The sequence below is a fragment of the Pseudomonas sp. PsB genome, assembly GCF_043658375.1.
Taxonomy (GTDB): Bacteria; Pseudomonadota; Gammaproteobacteria; order Pseudomonadales; family Pseudomonadaceae; genus Aquipseudomonas; species Aquipseudomonas putida_Z.
Window position 1 is genome coordinate 35,418 of the sequence record NZ_JBIGLU010000016.1, and the last position, 25,280, is coordinate 60,697.

Annotated in this window: 21 protein-coding genes; 10 read left to right on the top strand and 11 right to left on the bottom strand. The window is 62.5% G+C overall.

Annotation, left to right across the window (positions count from 1 at the left end; all coding sequences use genetic code 11):
- Positions 1-480: 480 nt before the first annotated feature.
- A complete protein-coding gene (locus tag ACGLHT_RS18865) occupies positions 481-708 on the top strand; it encodes a hypothetical protein (RefSeq protein WP_274119773.1) in 228 nt (75 codons plus the stop codon).
- A 312-nt stretch (positions 709-1,020) separates the two neighbouring features.
- Here ACGLHT_RS18865 and ACGLHT_RS18870 read toward each other — a convergent pair whose 3' ends face one another.
- On the bottom strand, positions 1,021-2,100 hold the full coding sequence (locus ACGLHT_RS18870; protein ID WP_274119772.1) for a hypothetical protein: 1,080 nt from the start codon (positions 2,098-2,100) through the stop codon (positions 1,021-1,023).
- Between the two features lie 579 nt (positions 2,101-2,679).
- On the opposite strand from ACGLHT_RS18870, the gene ACGLHT_RS18875 reads away from it, so the two are divergent.
- The gene (locus ACGLHT_RS18875) at positions 2,680-2,907 is read left to right on the top strand and encodes a hypothetical protein (protein WP_015268870.1); all 228 of its coding nucleotides are present in this window, start codon (positions 2,680-2,682) and stop codon (positions 2,905-2,907) included.
- A gap of 171 nt (positions 2,908-3,078) precedes the next feature.
- Positions 3,079-3,291: a hypothetical protein gene (locus ACGLHT_RS18880; protein WP_274119771.1), complete on the top strand. Its 213-nt coding sequence runs from the start codon at positions 3,079-3,081 to the stop codon at positions 3,289-3,291.
- Between the two features lie 89 nt (positions 3,292-3,380).
- Here ACGLHT_RS18880 and ACGLHT_RS18885 read toward each other — a convergent pair whose 3' ends face one another.
- Positions 3,381-4,658 (bottom strand): flavohemoglobin expression-modulating QEGLA motif protein, encoded by a 1,278-nt coding sequence (locus ACGLHT_RS18885; RefSeq protein ID WP_274119770.1) that lies wholly within the window; start codon positions 4,656-4,658, stop codon positions 3,381-3,383.
- A gap of 174 nt (positions 4,659-4,832) precedes the next feature.
- Between ACGLHT_RS18885 and ACGLHT_RS18890 the strand changes: the two genes are divergently transcribed.
- The gene (locus ACGLHT_RS18890) at positions 4,833-5,762 is read left to right on the top strand and encodes a malate dehydrogenase (protein ID WP_274119769.1); all 930 of its coding nucleotides are present in this window, start codon (positions 4,833-4,835) and stop codon (positions 5,760-5,762) included.
- A gap of 59 nt (positions 5,763-5,821) precedes the next feature.
- Here the strand turns inward: ACGLHT_RS18890 and ACGLHT_RS18895 are convergent, their stop codons facing one another.
- The 5 genes from ACGLHT_RS18895 to ACGLHT_RS18915 all read right to left on the bottom strand — a co-directional run bounded on the left by ACGLHT_RS18895 (position 5,822) and on the right by ACGLHT_RS18915 (position 13,418).
- The gene (locus tag ACGLHT_RS18895; RefSeq protein ID WP_075043684.1) at positions 5,822-6,139 is read right to left on the bottom strand and encodes a DNA-binding transcriptional regulator; all 318 of its coding nucleotides are present in this window, start codon (positions 6,137-6,139) and stop codon (positions 5,822-5,824) included.
- A gap of 1 nt (position 6,140) precedes the next feature.
- Complete coding sequence (locus tag ACGLHT_RS18900; protein WP_394520010.1) at positions 6,141-6,368, bottom strand: type II toxin-antitoxin system RelE/ParE family toxin; 228 nt, start codon at positions 6,366-6,368, stop codon at positions 6,141-6,143.
- Positions 6,369-6,898: 530 nt separating this feature from the next.
- Positions 6,899-7,852, bottom strand: a complete 954-nt coding sequence (locus ACGLHT_RS18905) for an arsenic resistance protein (RefSeq protein ID WP_274119767.1) — start codon at positions 7,850-7,852, stop codon at positions 6,899-6,901.
- 285 nt (positions 7,853-8,137) lie between these two features.
- Positions 8,138-9,391, bottom strand: coding sequence for a serine hydroxymethyltransferase (glyA, locus tag ACGLHT_RS18910; RefSeq protein ID WP_003256308.1), 1,254 nt, complete (start codon positions 9,389-9,391; stop codon positions 8,138-8,140).
- Between the two features lie 196 nt (positions 9,392-9,587).
- Positions 9,588-13,418: a GGDEF and EAL domain-containing protein gene (locus ACGLHT_RS18915; RefSeq protein ID WP_274119766.1), complete on the bottom strand. Its 3,831-nt coding sequence runs from the start codon at positions 13,416-13,418 to the stop codon at positions 9,588-9,590.
- A 248-nt stretch (positions 13,419-13,666) separates the two neighbouring features.
- On the opposite strand from ACGLHT_RS18915, the gene ACGLHT_RS18920 reads away from it, so the two are divergent.
- From ACGLHT_RS18920 to gdhA, 3 genes are all read left to right on the top strand, one after another.
- On the top strand, positions 13,667-14,068 hold the full coding sequence (locus ACGLHT_RS18920; protein WP_024086234.1) for a hypothetical protein: 402 nt from the start codon (positions 13,667-13,669) through the stop codon (positions 14,066-14,068).
- A gap of 290 nt (positions 14,069-14,358) precedes the next feature.
- Positions 14,359-16,026, top strand: a complete 1,668-nt coding sequence (ettA, locus tag ACGLHT_RS18925) for an energy-dependent translational throttle protein EttA (RefSeq protein ID WP_015268893.1) — start codon at positions 14,359-14,361, stop codon at positions 16,024-16,026.
- Between the two features lie 315 nt (positions 16,027-16,341).
- A complete protein-coding gene (gene gdhA / locus ACGLHT_RS18930) occupies positions 16,342-17,682 on the top strand; it encodes an NADP-specific glutamate dehydrogenase (RefSeq protein ID WP_015268894.1) in 1,341 nt (446 codons plus the stop codon).
- Between the two features lie 122 nt (positions 17,683-17,804).
- On the opposite strand, the gene ACGLHT_RS18935 is transcribed toward gdhA, so the two are convergent.
- From ACGLHT_RS18935 to ACGLHT_RS18950, 4 genes are all read right to left on the bottom strand, one after another.
- Entirely contained in the window at positions 17,805-18,302 is a 498-nt protein-coding gene (locus ACGLHT_RS18935) for a GreA/GreB family elongation factor (RefSeq protein ID WP_024086235.1), read from the bottom strand.
- Positions 18,303-18,369: 67 nt separating this feature from the next.
- On the bottom strand, positions 18,370-18,726 hold the full coding sequence (locus ACGLHT_RS18940) for a hypothetical protein (RefSeq protein WP_274119811.1): 357 nt from the start codon (positions 18,724-18,726) through the stop codon (positions 18,370-18,372).
- A gap of 250 nt (positions 18,727-18,976) precedes the next feature.
- Complete coding sequence (locus ACGLHT_RS18945) at positions 18,977-20,830, bottom strand: DUF4105 domain-containing protein (protein ID WP_031324531.1); 1,854 nt, start codon at positions 20,828-20,830, stop codon at positions 18,977-18,979.
- A 74-nt stretch (positions 20,831-20,904) separates the two neighbouring features.
- Entirely contained in the window at positions 20,905-21,393 is a 489-nt protein-coding gene (locus tag ACGLHT_RS18950; protein WP_003256313.1) for a DUF3015 domain-containing protein, read from the bottom strand.
- 253 nt (positions 21,394-21,646) lie between these two features.
- Between ACGLHT_RS18950 and ACGLHT_RS18955 the strand changes: the two genes are divergently transcribed.
- The 3 genes from ACGLHT_RS18955 to ACGLHT_RS18965 all read left to right on the top strand — a co-directional run bounded on the left by ACGLHT_RS18955 (position 21,647) and on the right by ACGLHT_RS18965 (position 25,266).
- Positions 21,647-24,085, top strand: a complete 2,439-nt coding sequence (locus tag ACGLHT_RS18955) for a Lon protease family protein (RefSeq protein WP_013970817.1) — start codon at positions 21,647-21,649, stop codon at positions 24,083-24,085.
- A 161-nt stretch (positions 24,086-24,246) separates the two neighbouring features.
- Complete coding sequence (locus tag ACGLHT_RS18960) at positions 24,247-24,585, top strand: hypothetical protein (protein WP_003247487.1); 339 nt, start codon at positions 24,247-24,249, stop codon at positions 24,583-24,585.
- A gap of 192 nt (positions 24,586-24,777) precedes the next feature.
- Complete coding sequence (locus tag ACGLHT_RS18965; protein WP_003247486.1) at positions 24,778-25,266, top strand: TIGR00645 family protein; 489 nt, start codon at positions 24,778-24,780, stop codon at positions 25,264-25,266.
- The last annotated feature ends 14 nt before the right edge of the window (positions 25,267-25,280 follow it).

Consider the following 25,280-nt stretch of genomic DNA (forward strand, 5'->3'; position numbering starts at 1 on the left):
TGGTGCGGTTCAGGCTCTCTAGCTCGGCTCGCCCCCTGCCGATCTTTGCCTACAGTTTTCCGCGACTATTCACACGACGCAGAACCTTGCATTAGAGCCCCCACAGCGATACCTTGCTCCAGTCGCGGCCAATTCCGCGACCGGGTTTGGCGACCCGAACGAAAAGGCGCAACGGCGCCCCGACCACGATTGCAGGCGCTTTTTTTTTGCGTCCGCAGTTTCGTGTAATGGCGGCTGTGCGTGGGAGACCTTCGGGTCTGCCGAGCTCCTTTTCCTCGGTTCGCCAACCTGCGTACAGCTGCCACCCTAACCGTTTGGCGACGGTCAGCGTGGTGCTTCAACCGAAAAGGACTGCATGCATGCCTACCTCACGTTCATCCAAGATCCTCGCATCCGTTCTCCACCCTCGCTCCTTGACGGCCCTCAGCGATCTCACCTCCAGCCAATCCCGCTCCGTCTCCGCCCAATCGGAGGCATGCCATGACTGACCAAGAACGCCTATCCACCATCCAAAGCTACGCCTGGACCCTCGAACTGCTAGGCGAAGCCCTGGTCCAGCACGACGAAATGCTGGAGTGCGAACACAACCCACACCTGAGCTTTCGCAACACTGCCGGTATCCATCAGGCGATCCGGATCATCAGCCGTTTGGCCAGCGAGCAGTGTGGGAAGGTGATGGAGCGAGACGGGCAGGGTCCTGAGAGTTAGGCAAGATCGTTGTTGGGTGGCGGGCCAGATATTGGCGACTGGCCCTCTGCCAAAGGTCGCTTGGGGTTTATTCCTGCCAGGTAGAGTATGGGGCTGCTTTGCAGCCCATCGCAGGCAAGCCAGCTCCCACAGGGACCGCGCTAATTCCTGGATATTTGCTTACCTGTGGCAGTGGGGTAGGCGCCGGGGTAGACGGCACGAGCTTCGCTAGTGTCGCGACTCTAGGGCATAGAATGTACGTCACCCGCGCTTCCCGTCACAGAGAAGACGCCTCAAACGCAGGTGAACGCGCCGTCACTGGCCTGGAACTGTCTAGCCACTCACCACGATGGGGTCATCCCCCGACGACACAAGTCCCACCTCCGTAGGGATTTGCAAATACTCATAGATCGCTCGGACTTTGCCCACAAACGCAGTATCCGCGCTGAGCAGCAGTTGAGCATGGGAGGCAATCGCTGCATGGGCGGCGTCGCTGATTGCGGCGATGTGGCGGTGCTCACGGTCAAGACGGTTGTCCGGCTTGTAGCCGATGACATTGAGCACGTTGTAAATGCCAGTCACCTTTTCATGCTGATGCATCTCACGACCGTAGACCGGGTTCACGGAGATACCTAGGAAATCCTCAATGCTGTAGCCCATGCCCTTGTAGCCCTCCAAGTCTTGGTACATAGCCCAAATCTTCTGGATTATGTTCGGCGCCTCAATATTGTTGAGTTGCTTAGGGCCAGCGCCGACCGCCTCTCGGTATCGGCTGATGCCTGACACCTCGCTTGCCTCTTCGATGTGCTTGGCCATTTCCTGGGCTGACAGGAGTGACACAGCATTGTACTGCTCTTGCAGAGTTTCGATTTGCTTGTCGATCGCAGCAGCAACCTCAGGGTGACTGTCGGCGAGTTCGTCCATCTGAGCCGAAAGGTGATCTATCAGACGCTGGAAAGCGTCGACTTGCTCGCTCGAGATGTCCTCGAAGCTACTGTCCTTTCGCCCGCCATACATCTTGAGCGTGCTTTGATGCGCCGACGCGAGCAACGCGTCGTAGACGGGTTCGATTGTCAGGTAGTTGTCATATGCCTGGCGGGCCGACAAGGTGCAGATCAGGACGCGCCCTGTCGGATTGAACGAAGCGTCTAGATCGTACTTAAAATGCATGGCGCTCAGATCGCAGAGCACCTGCAAGAACTTTTCAGGCTGCCCGCTGCGCTTGATTTCACGCAAGGTGTCATCGGAGTAAACCACCTGAAAACCACTGACGAGCCGCCTAAAGAAATCGGGATCCCTCTCCTTAAGCGCCATTGTGAGGACATTTTGATCCAGATAAACGGTCGCTCGACCGTCATAAAACGGCTTAGGCACATGCTCCATCATTTCTCTGCAACCCCATTCCAGATTCATCTAATCGCCACGCCTGCATGCCAGATCCTACAGGGACCGTGGTAATCCCGGGATATGTGCTCTACCTGTGGCAAACGGCACGGGCCTCGTTCGTTTTCTCTTTGTGAGCCTCGGTCACATATGGCAGCCAATCTGTGGGTAGCCATCTTCCTACGAAACGCACAGACCTTTCGTACTCTTGGAAACTTGCGAAAACAGCCACCCGGGAATAAAGTCCCCCCGTCGCCGAAGCATCGGTGATGCGACCTTGGCCGGTCGGAATCGAAAGGCGCATCAGCGCCCAGTCTTCATCGCAGGCGCTTTTTTGTGCCCGCGATGTCGCGTTATGGCGGTGGTGCGCGGGACACCTTCGGGTGTGCCGGGCTCCTTTCGTCCCGGTCGGCCAACCCGCGTACTGCTGCCACCTTAACTTGCTTGGCCGCGAGCGGTGGCAGTTCCATCACGAAAGGAACTCATGCATGACCACCGAAAATCCGTTACAGATCCTCGCATTCGTTCTCCACCGTCGTTCCTCGACGCCCCTCAGCGATCTCACCTCCAGTCAATCTCGCTCTGTCTCTGCAACAAGGGAGGCACGCCATGACTGACCAAGAACGCCTATCCACCATCCAAAGCTACGCCTGGACCCTCGAACTGCTAGGCGAAGCCCTGGTCCAGCACGACGAAATGCTGGAGTGCGAACACAACCCACACCTGAGCTTTCGCAACACTGCCGGTATCCATCAGGCGATCCGGATCATCAGCCGTTTGGCCAGTGAGCAGTGTGGGAAGGTGATGGAGCGAAACGGGCAGGACCCTGTTAGTTAGGCAGGATCATTGGTGAGTGGCGGGCCAGATATCACCCTTGTGGCTGGCCCTCTGCTCAAGGCCGCTATGGGGCTGCTGCGCAGCCCATCGCAGGCAAGCCAGCTCCTACAGGGGCCGCGTTAACTCATGGATATGTGTTTTACCTGTGGCAGGGTGCAGGTGGTGGTGTGGATGGCACTGGTACCTGAGCACGACAAGCTGGCTTACCGGAAGAAAGTGGATTTTGTTGTTTGGCGGATTCGAGGCTGGCGGATCGTTCTGGCCCAGGTGCGGGTTGGCCTTTTGCTCGGTGGCCGGAAGTATTTCAGATGCGTTGTTGGGGCTGCTGCGCAGCCCATCGCGACGCAAGGCCGCTCCTACAAGTACGGCGTGATTTTTGAATAATGGTCATGGTAAGTGGCGGTGGGGATAGCACGGGCTTCGCCCGTGTTCGCGAGTGAACTCGCTCCTACAGGAGTAGTGATGGCTTCAGATCACTGGGCACTGGCGTCCGATTCGTGCTCGTCGGCAAAGGCCATGAACATCTTCAGGTCGAGCACATCGAGTCTGATCTGGGCAATGAAGGCCGAGAAGGCCAGGTTGGCGGCGAGGCGGCGCATGTCGCTGGCCCAGGCTGGTACATAGGTCGGCGCTCGGAGCCAGCCAGACTCGAACAGCGGCGCAAGGCGCACGGTATCGGCCAGGCTCAGGCGCCCAGCAAACAGGTGGCCCACCAGCTCCGGGCGGTTGTCACGGATCGCCACGCGCAGCAGGGTATGCACGCCCAGCAAGCCGGTCAGGTAGGCGGCGTCCTTGGTAAAGGCCGAGCCACCACGCAGCTCGGCACCGCGGAAAATCCGTTGGGTGGAGCGGAAGGACTCTTCCGGCGACTGGCCGGCTTGCAGAAAACCTTCGAATACCTGGATGAAATCCGCGCCATCCAGAGCCTGCTGCACCGCGAGCACGCGCAGGGCAACACGGCGCAAGCGGTTGATGTCCATGCTGCCAGTGAACAACTCGGCCAGCGTGGCAATGCCCTCCTGGGTCTGGGTGGTGCGCGGCGCACCAAGGCCCAGGCACTTGAGGTTGGGCTGGTTGGCGCCATTCTGTGCGGTGGCCACATGCACGAAGGCTTCGTGCTGCAGCAGTTGCTGCTTGTCCAGTTCGCTGAACAGGGCGCTGGCACGCAACCGGATGCGGCTGCTCCCGGCGATCGCCTTGGCGGCCAGGGCCGGGTCCAGCACGATCCTGACCCGGCCGGCACCGAAAAAGCGGTCCAACTCTGGCTGCATCCAGGCGGCGAAATCCTCGGCCGGGATGTCGGCCTCGCTCGGCGGAATCTGGTCACCGCCGAGCAGGGCGTCGGTGGTCGTGAGGAAGAAACGGGCCGCGTCGAGCATGGTCAGTTTCTGCTTGGGGTAGAAAAAGTCCGGGCGGCGGTACAGCGCCGAGGAATATCGAGTAAATGCGGGCGTGCCGATGGCCCCCAGCATGCGCCCGGCAGTGGCATAGCTACGCGCTGTTGTGGCCAGGAAGTGCCCGGCCGGGTGCCCCTGATCGCACTGCCCGATAAAAGCCTCTAGTGCGGCAATGTCGGTGTTGTGGTCGCGTGGTTGCAGCACCACCTTGGGCAACTGCGCCTTGCCGGTGCGCCATTGCCTCAGGAATTCCTCTTCGATGCCGTCCGGCCAGGCCAGTGCCTCGAGCACGCGGATCTTGCGAGTCAGCCCTGGCAATGCGGAATCGAGTTCGGGCAGCGAGGCAGCACTCATGGAGGTGTCCTTGAGAGACCAGCTTTGATCGCAACAGCATAGTTGTTGCCGACCCGCTGCGCGGTAGCAGCGAGAGCCTCACATCACCTTCGAGTGGCCTTTTCGCCTCAGCGGGCAATACTTCTGTGTATTGCAGGCGTGTTCCTGGTGGCGCGCGCCGCTGGGAGGTGTCACGTGAACAAACTGACAATCGTGGGTGCCGGCATGGTCGGCGAGGCGGCGGCGCAGATCATCGCCCGGGAAGAGTTGTGCCGTGAGCTGGTGTTGATGGATGTGCAGGGTGAGTTGGCCCAGGGCAAGGCGCTGGACGTGTGGCAGGCGGCAGTCGAGTCGGGTTCCGACACCCGGGTTCAAGGCGGGGCCAAGGCTGACATGCTGGGAGGGTCTGAGCTGGTGGTCATTACCGCAGGCGTGCCGCGCAAGCCTGGGCAGTCGCGTCAGGACGTGCTGAGCATCAACCTGCCGATTATCGATAGCATCATGGCGGACATCAAACAGCATGCGCCAACGGCGACGGTGCTGGTGGTGTCGAACCCGGTCGATGTGCTCACCTATCGCGCCTGGAGCCTCAGCGGGCAGGGGCGCAGCAAGGTGTTCGGCCAGGCAGGGGTGCTGGATACCGCGCGCATGAAGTGTTTCATCGCCGAGCAGACCGGGTTTTCTGCCCGGGATATCACGGCGCTGGTCCTGGGCGGGCATGGCGACAGCATGGTGCCGCTGATGCGCTATTGCCAGATCGGCTCGGTGCCGCTGTCGCACTTCCTTTCCAGCGAGCAGATCGAGCAGATCGTCGACCGCACCCGCAAGGGTGGTGGCGAGATCCTGGGGCTGAAGAAGCTGGGTAGCGCCTGCGATGCGCCGGGCGTGGCGATTGCGCAGATGGTGGATGCGATCGCCAATGGGCGAAACCGCATCTTGCCGGCGGTGGCGATTCTGGAGGGTGAGTACGGGCGAACGGATATCGCCATGGGTGTGCCCTGTGTGCTGGCAGGGGAGGGGCTGGCGCGGGTGATCGAGTTGCCGCTGGATGCGCAGGAGCAGGTGATGTTCGACCATTCTGCAGATCAGGTGGCGCGGGATATTGCTGAGATGAAGGCTCTGTGAATGGGGAAATGCTTGATCGCCGACGCGCAGCCGGCGATCAAGCCCAATTGGACCTGTGGTCAGATCGCGGCCAGCTCCAGTGACAGCTCAGGATGCTTGAGGATCAGGCGCATCAGGCACAACACACCGCCTGGCGGCACGAAGCGACCTTGCTCCCAGTCACGCAGCGTCGCGACCGGTGTTGCAATACGCTCGGCGAATGATGCCTGGGTTAGCCCACAGCGTTCGCGGGCCTGGCGAACCAGAATCTGCTCCGGCGTGGTTACTCGCCCAGCGCCAATCTTGGCTTCCTTGAGCGCTTGGCGCAGGTCAGGCAATGGCTCACCCGCATCAGCCTCAATGGCCTTGGCAACACTTTCTATATCGATGTCACGCATTTCACACCACCTTGCTGATTTCAGCGGGGCTCATGTTGGCACGTTCAGCCTTCGCATAAACCGTAAGCAACAGCACAATTTCATCTTCATTCAGGTTGAAGTAGATCACCCGTGTGCCACCGGACTTACCAGAACCTGGGCGGGTCCATCGAACTTTTCGTGCGCCGTCCGCACCGGGTACTACATCCCCCGCGAGCGGATTGACCGCAATCCAGTCGATGAAAGCCACGCGTTCTTCGTCAGACCACAATTTGGCAGCGGCTCTTTGGAACGTAGGCGTTTCAATTACTGTATGCATATGAATGTACGGGATTCCCTTATAGCATGCAACGTTGAATACGGATGCTCAAAGGGCGGAACGGCGATGGGATGAACGCTGTAGCGTGCCAGGTCAACCCTGGCGCCAGCCACTGAACCCGCTCCCTGAGCTCATCGAGCACATGCTGCATGCGCTCGTCCGGATCATTCTCCAGACTTGGTAGCAGGGAGGCCTTGTCGGTTGATTTGCCGGATATGTCCGAAGTGGCGTTCGAGCAGATTTCTACTCGGGCGTTTGAGTGATCATTCGCCTCGCTGTGGCGATGTGAGGCTTCGACTTCTGGGATCTTGGGGCCGCGTCGCGGCCCTTTCGCGACACAAGGCCGCTCCCACAGGTACAGCGACAACCTCGAGATCAGCGCTGCACCTGTGGGAGCCGGCTTGCCGGCGATGAGGCCAGCGCAGGCATAACAGACAGTTGCTCTGGCGTGCGCTGGCGGTTCAGCGCACCAGCAGCGGCACTGCCCGTACGTAAACCAGTTCACACACCAGTTCCACCAGCGTCTGGGTAATCACCGCAGCGGCGGCCAGCCCGCGCATTTCTTCTGGCAGCGCCAGCGCCAATGGCAGCACCACCAGCGAGTTGCGCGTGGCGGCGCTGAAGGTTACCGAGCGTGCCTCGGTCACTGGCAAGCGCAGCAAGCGCGATGCAACGAACCCGAGCACCGGCGCCAACAGCATGAAGCCGATGTACACCGGAATCACCGGCAGCAAACGGTCGAAATCACGCAGCACCACGGCAATCTGCGAGGCGATCACTACCACCAGCACCAGGGCCATGGCGGGTACCGGCATCCACGCCCAGGCGTCGTTCCAGGTCGAGACCGTACGCGAGCGACGGGCGCCGGCGCTGGTGAGCACGGCAAGCGCCATAGGCAGCACGATCAGCAGCACGAAGGCTTCCACGAACGGGGTGATGGAGATGGCCACATTGCTGCTGTCACCCAGCATCAGGGCCAGGTAGAGCGGCAGCAGTGCCAGTTGCACCAACAGCAGCACGGGGGTGGCGGCCAAGGTCAGGCGGGAGTCGCCTTTGCCGATGTGGGTGAACACCACCACGTAGTCGATGCACGGTGTCAGCAGCACCAGCAAGGCGCCGACGAGTATCGCCGGGTGTGCCACCAGCCCACGCGTGATGGCCCATACCAGCAGCGGCACAAGGATGAAGTTGGCCAGCAGCAAGGCGCTGATGAAGCGGCGGTTGCTCAGGCCTTGGCGCAGGTCGAGGAAGGGGATCTGCAGGAACATCGCGTACATCAGCGCGGCGATAGCGGGGGTAACCAGCGCTTCCAGGAGCTGCGCAGCGTCGCTGGTCAGCAGGCCGAAGGCGACGGCGGCGAGCACGGCGACGAAGTAGATCGGGACCTGGTGGGTTTCGAGTTGCTCTCTGGTCAAGGTATGGCCTGTGCTTGCGGGTATCAAAGGGGCACAGGGTAATACGCGCTCCCAGCAGGGTGTCGCGCTTTTTTTTTTGTAGGAGCGGCCTTGTGTCGCGAAAGGGGCGCATAGCGGCCCCACGATTGCAGCTTCGCCACCGTGATAACCGGGACCGCTTTGCGGTCCTTTCGCGACACAAGGCCGCTCCTACCTGGATCGCGACAGTGCTGGAAAATTGCTTATGGCTCGACAACGAAAAAGCCCGGCACTAGGCCGGGCTTTTTCCTGTCAGGCAATCGCCAATCAGTTGCCGTAAACCGGCAGCTTCTTGCAGATGGCCTTGACCTTCTCACGCACGGCGTCGATCACCGCTTCGTTGTTCAGGTCAGCCAGGATGTCGCAGATCCAGCCAGCCAGCTCGCGGCACTCGGCTTCCTTGAAACCACGGGTGGTAACGGCTGGGGTGCCGAAACGCAGGCCCGAGGTGACGAACGGGGAACGTGGGTCGTTCGGTACCGAGTTCTTGTTGACGGTGATGAAGGCTTTGCCCAGGGCGGCGTCAGCATCCTTGCCGGAGATTTCCTGCTTGATCAGCGACAGCAGGAACAGGTGGTTCTGGGTGCCACCGGAAACCACGTCGAAACCACGCTCGATGAACACGCTGGCCATGGCCTGGGCGTTCTTCACGACCTGCTGCTGGTAAGCCTTGAACTCAGGCTGCAGGGCTTCCTTGAAGCAGATGGCCTTGGCAGCGATGACGTGCTCCAGCGGGCCACCCTGGGCGCCAGGGAAGACGGCGGAGTTCAGCTTCTTCTCGATCTCTTCGTTCTTGCGAGCGAGGATCAGGCCGCCGCGCGGGCCGCGCAGGGTCTTGTGGGTGGTGGTGGTGACCACGTCGGCGAACGGAACAGGGTTCGGGTACACGCCAGCGGCAACCAGGCCGGCAACGTGGGCCATGTCGACGAACAGGTAGGCACCGACCTTGTCGGCAATGGCGCGGAAGCGGGCGAAGTCCAGCACCTGCGAGTAGGCCGAGAAGCCGGCAACGATCATCTTCGGCTTGTGCTCGACAGCCAGGCGCTCGACTTCGTCGTAGTCGATCAGGCCGTTGCTGTCGATGCCGTACTGGATGGCGTTGTACAGCTTGCCCGAGGAGCTTACCGAAGCACCGTGGGTCAGGTGACCACCGTGGGCCAGGCTCATGCCCAGGATGGTGTCACCGGCCGACAGCAGGGCCAGGTAGACGGCGGCGTTGGCCTGGGAGCCGGCGTGCGGCTGGACGTTGGCGTAGTCGGCGCCGAACAGTTCCTTGGCACGGTCGATGGCCAGCTGCTCGACGACGTCGACGTACTCGCAACCACCGTAGTAGCGCTTGCCTGGGTAGCCTTCGGCGTACTTGTTGGTCAGGACCGAGCCCTGGGCCTCCATGACTGCCGGGCTGGTGTAGTTTTCCGAAGCGATCAGCTCGATATGCTCTTCCTGGCGCAGAGCTTCTTGCTGCATGGCTTCGAAGAGCTCGGCGTCGTACTTGGCAATGGTCAAATCACGGCTGAACATGGCGGTCCTCAAGGATCGGGGTGAATTGGGGGGGCATTCTAACCGATTGATCCGCGGCTGGCATATGAAGTGGCATCAAGTCGCGGACCAATGGGCTTCACGTTGCATCCCGCGCCGTTTCTGGGCTGGGCGGGAACTGGAGTTGACTCGCAGGTCCGTTTTTTGGGGCGCTGTGCGCCCCATCGCCGGCAACTGCTCAATGGAACATGAAGAGCTTCTCGTTGGCGAACTGCGCCTCGAACTGATGCGCCGGCATCGGCCGCCCGAACAGGTAGCCCTGCACCTCGTCGCAACCATGCTCGCGCAGGAACTCCAGCTGCTCGTGGGTCTCCACCCCTTCGGCGATCACCGCCAGGTTGAGGCTGTGGGCCATGGCGATGATCGCTCGGGCAATCTGCGCATCCTGCTCGCCTTCAGGCAGGCCGTCGACGAAGGTGCGGTCGATCTTCAACACATCGATCGGGAACTGCTTGAGGTAGTTCAGCGACGAGTAACCGGTGCCGAAGTCGTCCACCGCGATGCTCAGGCCGAGGTTTTTCAGGCTGGCGAGAATCTGCATGGCTTCGTTCACTTCGCGCATCAGGATGCTTTCGGTCAGCTCCAGCTCCAGGCACGCCGGTGGCAGGCCGGTTTCTTCCAGAATGGTGGCGATGCGCGTGCCCAGCTGGCCGTCGGAGAACTGCCGCGCCGAGATGTTCACCGACACCTTGGGCACGCGCACCTTGGCCTTGTGCCAGGCCTTGAGCTGGCGGCTGGCCTCGCGCAGCACCCAGTCGCCCACGTCCACCACCAGGCCCAGTTCTTCGATCACCGGGATGAATTCGCCCGGCGGGACCAGGCCGCGGGTCGGGTGGCGCCAGCGCAGCAGGGCTTCTGCGCCGGTCAGGCGCTTGCCGTCGCCACTGAACTGCGGCTGGTAGTAGAGGATGAACTCGTTCTGCTCCATGGCATGGCGCAGGTCGCTCTCCAGCTCCAGGCGTTCCAGAGCGCTGGCGTTCATCTCCGCCTGGTAGAACTGGAAGTTGTTCTTGCCGCGCTCCTTGGCGTGGTACATGGCGGTGTCGGCGTTTTTCATCAGCTGGCTCAGCTCGCTGCCGTCCTGCGGGCTGAGGGCGATGCCGATACTTGCGGTAACGAAGAACTCGCGGTTTTCCAGCACGAACGGCCGCACCAGGCTGCCGAGGATGTTCTCGGCCACGTGGATGGCGCGGTTGAGTGCCATTTCACGGGTAGCGCGCGGTTGCAGCAGCAGGGTGAACTCGTCGCCGCCCATGCGCGCCACGGTGTCGTCGTTGTCCACACAGGCCAGCAGGCGCTGGGCCATGTCCTTGAGCATGCGGTCGCCGGCAGCGTGGCCGAGGGAGTCGTTGATCGGCTTGAAGCGGTCCAGGTCGAGGAACATCAGCACCACCCAGGCCTTTTGCCGCTCGGCCTGCTGCAGGGCGTTGTACAGACGGTCCTGGAACAACGTGCGGTTGGGCAGGTGGGTGAGGGCGTCGTAGTAGGCCAGGCGGTGGATGCGCTGTTCGCTGGCCTTGCGCTCGCTGATGTCGGTGAAGAAACACACGTAGCTGGCCAGGTCGCCTTCGTCGTCCAGCACTGCGGTAATGCCGACCCAGGCCGGGTAGTGGTCGCCGTCGCGGCGCTTGAGCCACATTTCGCCCTCCCAGCTGCCGCGCTGGTAAAGCTGCTTCACCACGTAGCGCAGGTGGCCTTCCTGCTGCTCGTCGACGGTAAGCATGCCCGGCAACTGGTCGAGCACCTCGCTGACGGCGTAGCCACTGACGCGGCTGAACGCTTCGTTGGCCTGGACGATATAGCCGGCCGGGTCGGTGATGAGGATGGCCGAGGTGGAGTGCTCGAATACCGTCGCGGCCATGCGCAGGTCTTTTTCGGCGCGGCGCTGCTGGCTGATGTCGCGGCCCACCCCGAGCACGCCTTCGAAGCGTTCTTCATCGTCCCACACCAGCACCAGGCGCAGTTCGATGGGGATCTTGCGGCCGTCGGCGCGCAGGCAGTCGAACAGGAACAGCTGGGTGGGCAGCTGGCTGCGTAGCTGGGCCAGCTGGGCCGGGTCGCCCATGGCCTTGCTGACGCGTTCCATCAGGCTGTAGATACCGGTGAGCTGGGACGGGTTGGCGACGATCGACTGCCAGCCGTTGGCAAAGATCCAGTCGGCCTGGTAGCCCAGCACGCCCTGCACCGAGGGGCTCACGTAGTTGAGCTGGAGCAGCCTGTCGGTGGAGAAGATCACGTCGCTGATGCTTTCGGCGAGCATGCGGTAGCGCTGTTCGCTGTCGCGCAGCGACTGGCTGGCCTCGATCTGCACCGTCACGTCCTTGCCCACGCCGATGATGCGCGTCACCAGGCCATCGGCGTCGCGGGTCAGCACTTGTTCGCGGATGTCGTAGCAGCGCCAGCCGCCATCACGGTGGCGGAAGCGCAGCTGGCAGTGCAGCGGCTGGTCATGGCCGCTGTCACGCTGTTGCTGGCGCAGCGCCTGGTAGTGCGCGGCGTCCTCGGGGTGCAGCAGCAGCTCCCAGAAGCGGTCGCCCATCTGCGCCAGCTCGGTACGGTCGTAGCCCAGCGTCTGGCCGAGGTGGCGGTTGCTGAAAATCATCCGCTGGCTGAGCACGTCCTGCACGTACAGCTGGTCGGGCACGGTGCGCACCACGTCCGACCAGAAGCTTTCGCGCTCCAGCAGCGACAGCTCCACCTGCTTGCGGCTGGTGATGTCGCTGATGCTGAGGATGACTGCCTGGTAATCGCGGCGCTGCTGCGGCAGGCGGGCCATCAGCCACAGGTGCAGCTCGCCACCCAGCGGCGCCGGCAGGCGCACTTCCAGCTCCAGCAGCGGGCGCTGCTCGATCAGCGCGTCGATCAGCTGCATGCCGATGCTGTCGCGGCCATCGCCAGTGCCGTCGATCAGGCGCTGCCAGGCACCTTCGTGGCTATCGATGTTCAACAACTGGCGAGCCACCTGGTTGATCTCGGTGATCTTCAGCTCCAGCAGCAGCGAGCGGCGCAGGTTGGGGTCCAGGGCCAGGCTGTGCTTGAGCGCGGCGCGGTTGCGCAGGTGGTAGCGGTCGAGTTGGCCGGGCAGGCTGGACAGGTCGAGCACGCACAAGGCCACGCCGGTGCCTTCGAAGATTTCCTGGTAGCGTCGGCGGTCTTCCTGCAGCGCCCGTTGGCGGCGGCGCATGTTGATCAGGGCCAGCACAGGCAGCAGGGCGCAGAACAGCACCAGCAGGCATTTGCCGAGCAGCGCCGGCAGCAGCTTCTGCTGGGCCAGCTTGGCGTCGAACAGGCCGCGCAACTGCCAGGTACTGTTGTCGATGAAGGCCAGCATCACGCTTTGCAGCGGCTCGTTGCTGGTATCGGCCGGCGCATGGCTTTGCAGTACCTCGCCGTTGCGGCTGTTTTCCAGCAGCCACAGCGGGTGGCCGGCACCATCCAGGTGGAGGGTGAGGGTGCGGTAGTAGTCCGGCGACAGGCGCAGCAGCCAGTAGCCGCGGCCCTGTTCGGTGGCCTGGCGAAGCAGCAGGTAGACGGTGCGGTTGTCGCCCGAATTGGTGAAGAAGTACGGGCTGCCCTGGTTCAGCCTGAGCAGCTCGTCAAGCAAATGGCGGTCAGGGCTGCCGGCCAGGCTGTCGGCCTGCACCTGGCCGGTAGCGTCCAGCCAGGCCATGCTCTGCAGGGCCGGGAGGCGCTCGCGAAGGGTGCCCAGCAGGCTGGGCAAGGCCGAGGGCGTCGGCGCCTTGACGTAGGGCTGCACCACATTCACGGCCTGTTGCGCCTTGAGGGCCATGTTCAGGCTCAGGTGGTCGGCCAGTTCGGCGGTGGCGTCCAGGCTCTGTTTGCGCAGGTCAGCCTGGGTATGGTTGAACTGGGCGAACAGCTGCCACAGCAGCAGGCCCAGCAGGATCAGGGCCAGCAGCGCCAGCGCACCCTTGATCGACCCGCGCAGCGAGGCGACGGGCGCCTGTGGCGCGGAACGCAATGACGACGGATGAGTAAGATTGGTCAAGCGTTGATCCTGCGATTGGGCTGGCGATGGCAGGGATGGATCATGCACGGTGTGTGCCGGTGTCTGGTTGCCAGACCGCGGTGGCGCACTATAAGGCCGGACACCCGAAACGGGCTAGCATGCCTAGGATTATGGCAAAGTGCCAGCCGATGTGACCGGTGGTGCCTGCCCGGTGGTTCGGCAAGCCCCTGCAACCTGTGCGAGAATAGCGCCCGCTTCAAATGACAACGCATCGGAGATGTTCGGTTTTGGTTACTCACTTTTCCTCCAATGGCCTCGATTCCGCCTGCGGGCGCAGCAGTCAGACCCTTGTCAGCACTGCCGTGACCGAGGACGTATCCTGCAAGTCTTGCCAGCGTTCGCTGAGCAAACCCGAGGCGGCAGCTGTCGCCAAGAGCAAGAGCCCATCACTGGCCGAACTGCGCAAGACCGCCAAGGCGGCAGTTGAGCCGGCTGTTACCGTGGCCGAGGTCAAGCCGGCGGCCAAGGTTGTCAGCGTGCCTGCGGCCGCCAAACCGGCCAAAGCTGCTGAGCAGCAGCCGGCTCGTAGCGGTGGCTTCAGCGTGAAGTCCGCCTGGGCCGCGCGCCTGGCCGAGCAGGGCGACCGTTGCCGCTTGCCTCGGGGCAAGGCCAAGCAGCGTCACGTCTGAGTCATCTGCAGCTATACCGGCCCTTTCGCGGCTAAAGCCGCTCCCACAGGGATTATCACTGCCTTCGAGAACTGTGCAGTACCTGTGGGAGCGGCTTTAGCCGCGAAGAGGCCAGCACAGGCAATAGATTCCCCCCGATCCCACCCCCACCATCCGCCCCTCCTATGCAACGCCGCGCGTTGGCGTAGAATGGTCGACTTTGTTCAATGACACCCCGTAAATACATCCCCCTGGCCAGCGCGCCGGGGCGATCGTCGATGTCTTTACCTATCTGATTAGAGGGCTTGGTTTTGGCTCAATACGTCTACACCATGCATCGGCTGAGCAAGGTCGTGCCGCCGAAGCGGGAAATTCTCAAGAACATTTCCCTGTCGTTCTTCCCGGGCGCCAAGATCGGCGTGCTCGGCCTGAACGGCGCGGGTAAATCGACCCTGCTGCGGATCATGGCGGGCGTCGACAAGGAATTCGACGGCGAAGCCCGTCCGATGCCCGACATCAACGTTGGCTACCTGCCACAGGAACCGCAACTGGACCCGAACAAGTCGGTGCGCGAAGTGGTCGAGGAAGCGGTCAGCGTGATCAAGGACGCCCAGGCACGCCTGGACGAGGTCTATGCTGCCTACGCCGAACCGGATGCCGACTTCGACAAGCTGGCCGCCGAGCAGGCCAAGCTGGAAGCCATCCTGCAGGCCGCTGACGGCCACAACCTGGAGCGCCAGCTGGACGTTGCCGCCGACGCCCTGCGTCTGCCGGCCTGGGATGCACGCATCGAGCACCTGTCCGGTGGTGAGAAGCGCCGCGTGGCCCTGTGCCGCCTGCTGCTGTCGGCCCCCGACATGCTGCTGCTCGACGAACCGACCAACCACCTGGACGCCGACTCGGTGGCCTGGCTGGAGCGCTTCCTGCACGACTTCCCGGGCACCGTGGTAGCCATTACCCACGACCGTTACTTCCTCGACAACGTCGCTGGCTGGATCCTGGAACTGGACCGCGGCGCCGGTATCCCGTACGAAGGCAACTACTCGGGCTGGCTGGAAGCCAAGTCCGAGCGTCTGGCGCAGGAATCCAAGCAGCAGAGCGCCCACGAAAAGGCCATGAAAGAGGAACTGGAGTGGGTGCGCAAAGGCGCCAAGGCCCGCCAGTCCAAGTCCAAGGCACGTCTGCAGCGCTTTGAAGAAATGCAGTCGCAGGAATTCCAGAAGCGCAGCGAAACCAACGAGATCTACATCCCGGCCGGTCCGCGCCTGGGCGACAAGGTCATCGAGTTCAAGAACGTCACCAAGGGCTACGGCGACCGCGTGCTGATCGACAACCTGTCGTTCTCCATGCCTAAAGGCGCCATCGTCGGTGTGATCGGTGGTAACGGTGCCGGTAAGTCGACCCTGTTCCGCATGCTGATGGGCAAGGAACAGCCGGACTCGGGCAGCATCGAGATCGGTGAAACCGTGCAGCTGGCCTGCGTCGACCAGAGCCGCGAAGACCTGGACGGCGGCAAGACCGTGTTCCAGCAGGTTTCCGACGGCTCTGACATGATCCGCATCGGCAACTACGAGATCCCGTCGCGTACCTATGTGGGCCGCTTCAACTTCAAGGGTGGCGACCAGCAGAAGTTCGTCAAGGACCTGTCCGGTGGTGAGCGTGGCCGCCTGCACCTGGCCCTGACCTTGAAGGAGGGCGGTAACGTCCTGCTGCTCGACGAACCGTCCAACGACCTCGACGTCGAAACCCTGCGTTCGCTGGAAGAAGCCCTGCTGGACTTCCCGGGCGCGGCGATCGTGATCTCCCACGACCGTTGGTTCCTGGACCGTGTGGCTACCCACATCCTGGCGTACGAAGACGACTCGAACGTGGTGTTCTTCGAGGGTAACTACACCGAGTACGAAGCCGACCGCAAGAAGCGCCTGGGCGATGCTGCTGCCCAGCCGCACCGTGTACGGCACAAGAAGCTGGCCCAGTAAGCCGGTGTTCTGATGCACAAGAATGGGGCCCTTCGAGGCCCCATTTTTGTGCTCGGCTGGAAAGTGGTGTTGGCTTCTTCGCGGGTAAACCCGCTCCCACAGGGATGCCCATAGCTCTCGGGCTTGCGCAGCTCCTCTGTGGGAGCGGGTTTACCCGCGAAGAGGCCAACACTGATAGCGAATTTGTATACACTTATATAAAACGCACCAAATAATTTCAAAAAAACGACATTTCGCCCTATTCCGGTGCGATTGCTTCTTGGTACATTCCTGAAAAAAACCAATAAGTCCAATCCTCTTGGTGAGATGTCTACCATGATCGAATCTGTCGACAATTTCCTCGCGCGCCTGAAGCAACGCGATCCGGCCCAACCTGAATTCCACCAGGCTGTGGAAGAAGTGCTGCGCAGCCTTTGGCCATTCCTCGAGGCCAACCCGCATTACCTGCAGGCCGGCATTCTGGAGCGCATGGTCGAGCCCGAGCGCGCCGTACTGTTCCGTGTGTCCTGGGTCGATGACCAGGGCAAGGTGCAGGTCAACCGCGGCTACCGCATCCAGATGAGCAGCGCCATCGGCCCGTACAAGGGCGGCCTGCGCTTCCACCCGTCGGTCAACCTGGGCGTGCTGAAGTTCCTGGCCTTCGAGCAGGTGTTCAAGAACTCTCTGACCTCGCTGCCCATGGGCGGCGGCAAAGGCGGCTCGGACTTCGACCCCAAAGGCAAGAGCGACGCCGAAGTCATGCGCTTCTGCCAGGCGTTCATGAGCGAGCTGTACCGCCACATCGGCGCTGACCTGGACGTCCCGGCCGGTGATATCGGCGTGGGTGCCCGCGAAATCGGCTTCATGTTCGGCCAGTACAAGCGCCTTGCCAACCAGTTCACTTCGGTGCTGACCGGCAAGGGCATGACCTACGGCGGCAGCCTGATCCGCCCGGAAGCCACCGGCTACGGCTGCGTGTACTTCGCCGAGGAAATGCTCAAGCGCCAGGACAAGCGTATCGATGGCTGCCGCGTGGCGATTTCCGGTTCGGGTAACGTGGCCCAGTATGCCGCGCGCAAGGTCATGGACCTGGGCGGCAAGGTGATTTCGCTGTCCGACTCCGAAGGCACCCTGTACGCCGAAGCCGGCCTGACCGATGCCCAGTGGGATGCGGTGATGGAGCTGAAGAACGTCAAGCGTGGCCGCATCAGCGAACTGGCCGCGCAGTTCGGCCTGGAGTTCCGCAAGGGCCAGACCCCGTGGAGCCTGCCGTGCGACATCGCCCTGCCGTGTGCCACGCAGAACGAACTGGACGCCGAAGACGCCCGCACCTTGCTGCGCAATGGCTGCATCTGCGTGGCCGAAGGCGCCAACATGCCGACTACCCTGGAGGCTGTGGATATCTTCCTGGAGGCCGGCATCCTGTACGCCCCGGGCAAGGCCTCCAACGCCGGCGGCGTGGCCGTGTCGGGCCTGGAGATGTCGCAGAACGCCATGCGCCTGCTGTGGACTGCCGGTGAGGTGGACAGCAAGCTGCACAACATCATGCAGTCGATTCACCATGCTTGCGTGCATTACGGTGAAGAGGCGGATGGCAGCATCAACTATGTCAAAGGTGCGAACATCGCGGGCTTCGTGAAAGTGGCTGATGCGATGTTGGCGCAGGGCGTGGTTTGATCTGAGGCCGTTGGGGCCGCTTTGCGGCCCTTTCGCGACACAAGGCCGCTCCCACAGGGAATTGCGTACTCCTGTGGGAGCGGCCTTGTGTCGCGATGGGCTGCAAAGCAGCCCCCAGGTCCTCAATCTTCACCAAAAACCTCAACCACTTCGATCACCTGCTCCCCCACCGGCCGCCGCCAGACCACTTCATCCCCAGGCCCCGCCCCGAGCAAAGCCCGCCCCAACGGCGAACCCCAGTTTATCAACCCCCGCCCGGCATCCGCCTCATCCTCGCCCACCAGCCGCACCACATGTTCCTGGTCCTGCGCATCGACAAACCGCACCCGGCTGCCAATCTGCACCTTGCTGCGCGACGTCGCCGCCGGCACAACCTGGGCGCTTTGCACTCGCGCGCTGAAGTAGCGCAGGTCCCGTTCGGTATCCGCCAGTCGCTGCTTGTCGCCACGTTCACCTTGTGCCTGCAGTTCGCTGCGCAGGGTATTCAGCTCGGTCACGCGCTCCTGCAGCTGGCGCAGGCCACTGGCGGTCACGTAGTTGGGTTGTTCGCTGACCCGTCGCTCGACCGGCTGATCAGCCTGGGCGGCGGCCTGGTCTTCGTTGACGAATGCTCGGCTCATGCGTGGCCTCCTTTTGCAGGAGACCATCATCGCAGGCCGCCGGTTTCAAGGGATGTCCGTTTGCGACTCAGTTGTGGCGATAGGCGCGTGCGGCGTCGCGGTCCTTTTCCTGCTCCCAGTCGCGCTCGCGCTGGTCCCAGAAGCGCTCGTGGTACTGGCGCTGTTCTTCGCTGTTCTGCATGGCGTGGCACTGGCGAAAGCCGTCGTCCCAGCCGCTTTCGTACTGGCGCTCGTGCAGGTAGCGCGGCACGTCCTTGCGAAAAGCGCCGACCATCAGCCCTGCCGCCTGTCGGCCGCTGCTGCAGCCGTCCTGGAAGCCATCGGCATAGGCGGGGGGATAGCCCTGGTTGACCATCTGCTCGTGGGTGGTTTCGCAACCAGACAGCAACAACGCCATGCACACGCCGAACCAGTACCGCGACATAACCACAAAACCCTCCGGTTGATACTGGAAAGTCTAGGTGGCGATTTGTCGGGGGGCCGTCAAAACAGTGTCAAAGAGTCGGTTGGTTCACACAGGTTCTGCCCTGGCGCGGTCCTGTAGGAGCGGCCTTGTGTCGCGAAAGGGCCGCAGAGCGGCCCCAGGATTTCAGCGATGATGCAAAAATTGCCGGGGCCGCTTTGCGGCCCTTTCGCGACACAAGGCCGCTCCTACAAAGTCTGCGTAGGGCCGCTCAGTAGTGATACCACTTCAACTCCAGCATCACCTCGTTCTGCGCCGTAGCCAGGTGGCTGAACTCTCGCGAAGCACTCAACCGCAGGCCCAGGTTCTGGCTGATCTCCCATTGCTGGTTCAGGCTCACACTGCGCCGTACCTCGCCATTGGTGAAGTAGTCGCCCTTGGCCTCCAGCGTCATGTTGCCCAGCCCGTTGCGCCACAGCAGCCCGCCATTGAAGCCCGCCGCCGGGGCGATGAACTGGGCAAAATCATTGTGGTGCTCGACCCGCACCGTGCCCAGGGCAAAGCCCAGCAACCCGTCGGCCAGTTGCCAGGTGCCGCCGGCCCCGCCGTTCACATGGCTCACCAGCACTTCGTCATCATGCTTGCCCGGCACCCGCTCCAGCCCGCCGGCCACCTGCCACGACCAAGGCTTGAGCAGCTCGTTGCGCGGCGTCAGCGAGCGGATGGTGGCCAGGTCCAGGCGCTGCACCTGCCAGTCGTTGCCTTCGTACTGGCGCAGCTTCAGCTGCAGGATCTCGATCTGCGCCCCCAGCGGGAAGCCATAGGCGTTGTCATTCAGGTCGTGGTAGGCCATGCGCAGGCCGTACTCGGCGTAGGCGCGGTCTTCGCGGGTGCCCACGCCAAGCTGCCAGGTGCGCGAGTCATGGCCGTCCTCTGGCAGGCCCGGGCGCTCGATCTGCAGGGGCGGTGGCGGGTTGCTGTTGATCGCCCGCAGTAGCTCGAAGCTGCGTTTCGCCTGCCCAGGGTCGCGCTCCTGGCCATTGGCGCGGTAACGCTCCAGGCGGTACGCGGCATCCTGCACCAGCGCCTGGCGCTGGCGGGGGAGGGCCTTGAATTCGGGGCTCTGCAGTTGCCCGGTGTCGGCACTTACAGCCAGCACCTGGCGCTTTTCGTCGTGATCGAGCGGCTCGGCCCGGGCCAGCAGTTCACGTTCGCGAGAGGGGCGGTACGTCTCGCTGGCGACCATGCCGGACTGCTTCACGGCTTTCACCGTGTCGGTCGGGATGGCGGTCAGCGGGAACTGCGAGGTCAGGTCAAGGCCCGGCCGGGCCACCTGCAGCAGCTCCAGCAGGCGGTACGAGCAGTTCTCATCGAAGAAGAAGTAGTCGAACTGGATCTGCTTCAGCTCCCACACATGTTCGACCATGCGCCCGGTTTCTTCCGGGGTCAGGTCCAGTTGGTATTCCCACAGGTCGCGGTTTTCCAGGCTGCGGTATTCGGACAGTTTCTCCTGGTAGGGCATCAGCGCGAACAGGCCCGGGTAGCCACCCATCAGGCCCTTCCAGGCATACAGGATGCTGTTGTCGCTGCCTTCGATGTAGGCGCCGAAGTTGATTGCGTAGCTCAGCAGCGTGGTGTCGTCGCTGCGGGTGTTGGACTGGTCGATGCGCAGCAAGGTGTGGCCGAACATCGATGACGGGCTGTTCAGGTAGGCCGCCGGGAAGATCAGCGCCGCACTGTGTGGGTCGATCGACTGGTACCAGGTGGTGAACTCCTGGCAGTCAGGTTGCGGCAAGTCTTGCAGGTCGAGCTGTTCGCGCAGCCAGCGGGTGCGCGCCGGGAATACGCACTGGGCATGTTTGTCACCGAGGCTGGCCGGGGCGTACAGCGCTTCGACCGTGGCTTGCAGCTCTTGGTCGGGGTGGTGCGCGCCGTCCTCGGCAAGGAAGAACGCATCATCATCCACGTAGCTGCGCCAACCACCCAGCTTGGCGGTTTCGTAATGGCCCAGGGCAATCCAGTAAGGGGTGTTGGCCAGTTGCTGGACACGGCCTTGGTCCAGCACAGGCGCGGCATGAACAGGGGCGCAGGCACACAGCGCCAGAGATACGAAGCGTTTGAGCATGTCGGGCAACTACTTCTTAACGATGCCGAAAAAAGGCGAAACCCGCCCCGGGGCCGGGGCGGGAGGAGCTGCACTCAGGCCTCGGTTGCGTATTTGGCCAGGCGTGGGTCGTTCTTCAGAACAGCCAGGGTGTTGCTGTGGACGGTTTCGGCAGTGACGTCGGCGCTGCTGAAGATCTGGTTGAAGTGCTGATGGGTGACCGATGCGAAGTAGCCACGGTCTTCAGGGGCCACGCCGAGAACCACGGCATAGGTGGTCAGTGCTTCGCCCTGGCCCATGGCCATGTCTTCGGAAAGCTCATTCATCATGCCGTTCATGGCGAACCAGGACTTGCCGCCGTAGGTCAGCGACGCTTTGGTCGAGCAACCGTTGGTGCCGGAGGTCATGCCGAAGGTGGCGTTACCGGAGGTGCCGTTGGTGGTGGAAGCCAGGAAGTGTGCCGGAGTGCCGCGCTGGCCTTCGAACAGCATGTTGCCCCAGCCGCAGTTCGGGCCGCCTGGCGCTTCGGCCATGGCATTGATCGAGACCACGGTGAACAGAGTACCCAGAAGAATCCGTTTCATAGCATTTGTTCTCTATTTGACTTAACCAAGGGTCAGGGTTTCTGGCAACTCGGTTGCCAGGTCGGGAAAGCTTTTCACCCACCCGCGCAGCTTGGAGTTTAGGCACGATCTAAGAGTTGCGTTGTTGATTGCGAAAAATTTGCTGTTGCATGACCCGCACCGGCTGCGACATAAAGTCCTGCGGAGCCTTGCAAGGCGCGCGCGGGCAGCGCCAGAATGCTGCGTATCTGCCCCGCCGAAGTAAGGAAACCCAATGCCCGATCCTGTCGCTGCGCGCCTGCGTCTCGCGCCTGAAGCCCTGACCCGGCGTTTCTCCCCCGAGCAGTTTGCCTTTACCAATACCGACGATCTGGAGCCGTTTCGCGGAGTCCTGGGCCAGGAGCGTGCTGTCGAGGCCCTGCAGTTTGGCGTGGCCATGCCGCGCCCTGGTTACAACGTGTACGTGATGGGCGAGCCCGGCACCGGCCGCTTCTCGTTCGTCAAGCGCTACCTCAAGGCCGAGGGCAAACGTCAGCAGACCCCGGCCGACTGGGTTTACGTCAACCACTTCGATGACACGCGCGAACCCCGCGCACTGGAATTGCCGTCCGGCACCGCCGGGGCGTTCATCGCCGACATGAACGGGCTGATCGACAACCTGTTGTCGACCTTCCCTGCGGTATTCGAGCACCCGTCGTACCAGCAGAAGAAAGGCGCCATCGACCGCGCCTTCAACCAGCGTTACGACCGCGCCCTGGATGTGATCGAGCGCGCCTCGCTGGAAAAGGACGTGGCCCTGTACCGCGACGCCAGCAACGTCGCCTTCACCCCGATGGCCGACGGCAAGGCGCTGGATGAAGCCGAATTCGCCCAGTTGCCGGAAGAGGTGCGCGAGCAGTTCCACGAGGATATCGCCCTGCTCGAGGAACGCCTGAACGAAGAGCTGGCCAGCCTGCCGCAATGGAAACGCGAGTCGAACAACCAGCTGCGCCAGCTCAACGAAGAAACCATCACCCTGGCCCTGCAGCCGTTGCTGGCGCCGCTGTCGGAGAAGTACGCCGAGAACGCTGCGGTCTGCGCCTACCTGCAGTCTGTGCAGCTGAACCTGCTGCGTACCGTGGTCGAGCAACTGGTCGATGACAGCAAGACCGACGCGGCCGCGCGCAAGCTGCTGGAAGAGCAGTACGCCCCAAGCCTGGTGGTCGGCCACCACGCCGATGGCGGTGCGCCGGTGGTGTTCGAGCCGCACCCGACCTACGACAACCTGTTTGGCCGTATCGAATACAGCACCGACCAGGGTGCGCTGTACACCTCTTACCGTCAGCTGCGCCCAGGCGCGCTACACCGCGCCAACGGCGGCTTCCTGATTCTGGAAGCCGAGAAGATGTTGGGCGAGCCGTTCGTCTGGGACGCGCTCAAGCGTGCGCTGCAGTCGCGCAAGTTGAAGATGGAGTCGCCACTGGGCGAGCTGGGGCGGGTGGCCACCGTTAGCCTGACGCCGCAGATGATCCCGCTGAACATCAAGCTGGTTATCATCGGTTCGCGCCAGCTTTACTACGCGCTGCAGGACCACGACCCGGACTTCCAGGAAATGTTCCGGGTGCTGGTGGACTTCGACGAAGACATGCCCATGGTCGACGAGAACCTGGAGCAGTTCGCCCAGCTGTTGCGCACCCGCACCAACGAAGAGGGCATGGCGCCACTGACCAGTGACGCGGTGGCGCGTCTGGCCACCTACAGCGCCCGCCTGGCAGAAAACCAGTCGCGCCTGTCGGCACGTATCGGCGACCTGTTCCAGCTGGTCAGCGAAGCCGATTTCATCCGCCAGCTGGCCAGTGACGAAATGACCGACGCCGGGCACATCGAGCGTGCGCTCAAGGCCAAGGCCACCCGCACCGGGCGTGTTTCGCAGCGGGTGCTGGACGACATGCTCGCCGGCATCATCCTGATCGACACCGAAGGCGCGGCCATCGGCAAGTGCAACGGCCTGACCGTGCTGGAAGTGGGTGATTCGGCGTTCGGTATGCCGGCGCGTATCTCCGCCACCGTGTACCCGGGCGGCAGCGGTATCGTCGACATCGAGCGTGAGGTAAACCTCGGGCAGCCGATCCACTCCAAGGGTGTGATGATCCTCACCGGCTACCTGGGCAGCCGCTATGCCCAGGAGTTCCCGCTGGCGATCTCGGCGAGTATCGCCCTGGAACAGTCCTACGGCTATGTGGACGGTGACAGTGCCTCGCTGGGCGAAGCCTGCACGCTGATCTCGGCCTTGTCGCGCACGCCGCTCAAGCAGTGCTTCGCCATTACCGGCTCGATCAACCAGTTTGGTGAAGTGCAGGCGGTGGGTGGGGTCAACGAGAAGATCGAAGGCTTCTTCCGCTTGTGCGAGGCGCGTGGCCTGACCGGCGAGCAGGGGGTGATCATCCCGCGTGCCAACGTTGCCACGCTGATGCTCGACGAGCGTGTGCTGCAGGCAGTGGAGAACGGCATGTTCCACGTGTACGCGGTCAGCCAGGCCGACGAGGCGTTGAGCCTGCTGGTGGGCGAGGAGGCCGGTGTGCTGGATGACAAGGGCCAGTTCACCGAAGGCAGCGTCAACGCGCGGGTGGTGGAGCGCCTGCGTGAGATTGCCGAGATGATCAGCGAGGAAGAAATCGAGAAGGCGGAGAAAGAGCGCCTGGAAGAGGTGATTGCCCAGGCCAAGCCGGCCTGAGTCAAGAAACCGGCGCTGGCGGCGATGTGCTACCGTTCAGCGCCGGTTTTCCATCTTTCTGTACCGTTCTTCTATGCTGGAACTTAAGGACGGTAACAGCGTTCAGGATGGAAACAGCCTGAGGTTCAGGCTGAACAAGGCTTATTGGAGGGGGCGCGGCCATGCGCAATCTCAGCCTCACACGCCAGTGCCTGGGCCTGGTGACCCGCATCGAATGCAGCATCCGTCCGCTGGCCGGGGATAACGGCATGTGGACGCTGCTGTTCGCCGCCGGCATGGCCGGTGAACAACCGTCCGCGATCAAGGCCCAAGGGCCGTTCCATGGGCCGCTGGTGGCCGAATCTGTGCTCAATGCCATTGTCGACAGCCTGACCTTGCATGGGTACCAGGTGGCCGAGGATCCGCAGATCTGGTGTTTGCATTTGCAGGCGCAGTTGCGGCGGATCAACGGTGAGCGGTGTAGGAATCTGGGGGATTACCAGTTTCATCCTGAGACCTGATTGATGCAGGGGGCCGCTTTGCGGCCCATCGCGACACAAGGCCGCTCCTACAAGGGACCGCGATCTCTTGTAGGAGCGGCCTTGTGTCGCGATGGGCTGCAAAGCAGCCCCGTTCACCGGGCTTTTGCTGTAACAGGTGGCTGGCTATACTCGCCGTCGCTTTTTTAGTCACCTGATGAGTCCCGAAACTCCATGGAACGTATCCTCGAAAATGCGATGTATGCCTCGCGCTGGCTGCTCGCCCCCATCTACTTCGGCCTGTCCCTCGGCCTGCTGGCCCTGGCGCTGAAATTCTTCCAGGAAGTGGTCCACGTCCTGCCCAACGTCTTCGCCCTCAGCGAAGCCGACCTGATCCTGGTGATCCTGTCGCTGATCGACATGTCGCTGGTGGGCGGCCTGCTGGTGATGGTGATGATCTCCGGCTACGAGAACTTCGTCTCGCAACTGGACATCGACGAGAGCAAGGAAAAGCTCAACTGGCTGGGCAAGATGGACTCTTCGTCGCTGAAGATGAAGGTTGCCGCATCGATTGTGGCCATTTCGTCCATCCACCTGCTGCGGGTGTTCATGGACGCACAGAACATCTCCACCGATTACCTGATGTGGTACGTGATCATCCACATGACCTTCGTGGTCTCGGCATTCTGCATGGGTTACCTGGACAAGCTGACCAAGCACTGAACCTTTCAGGCCTC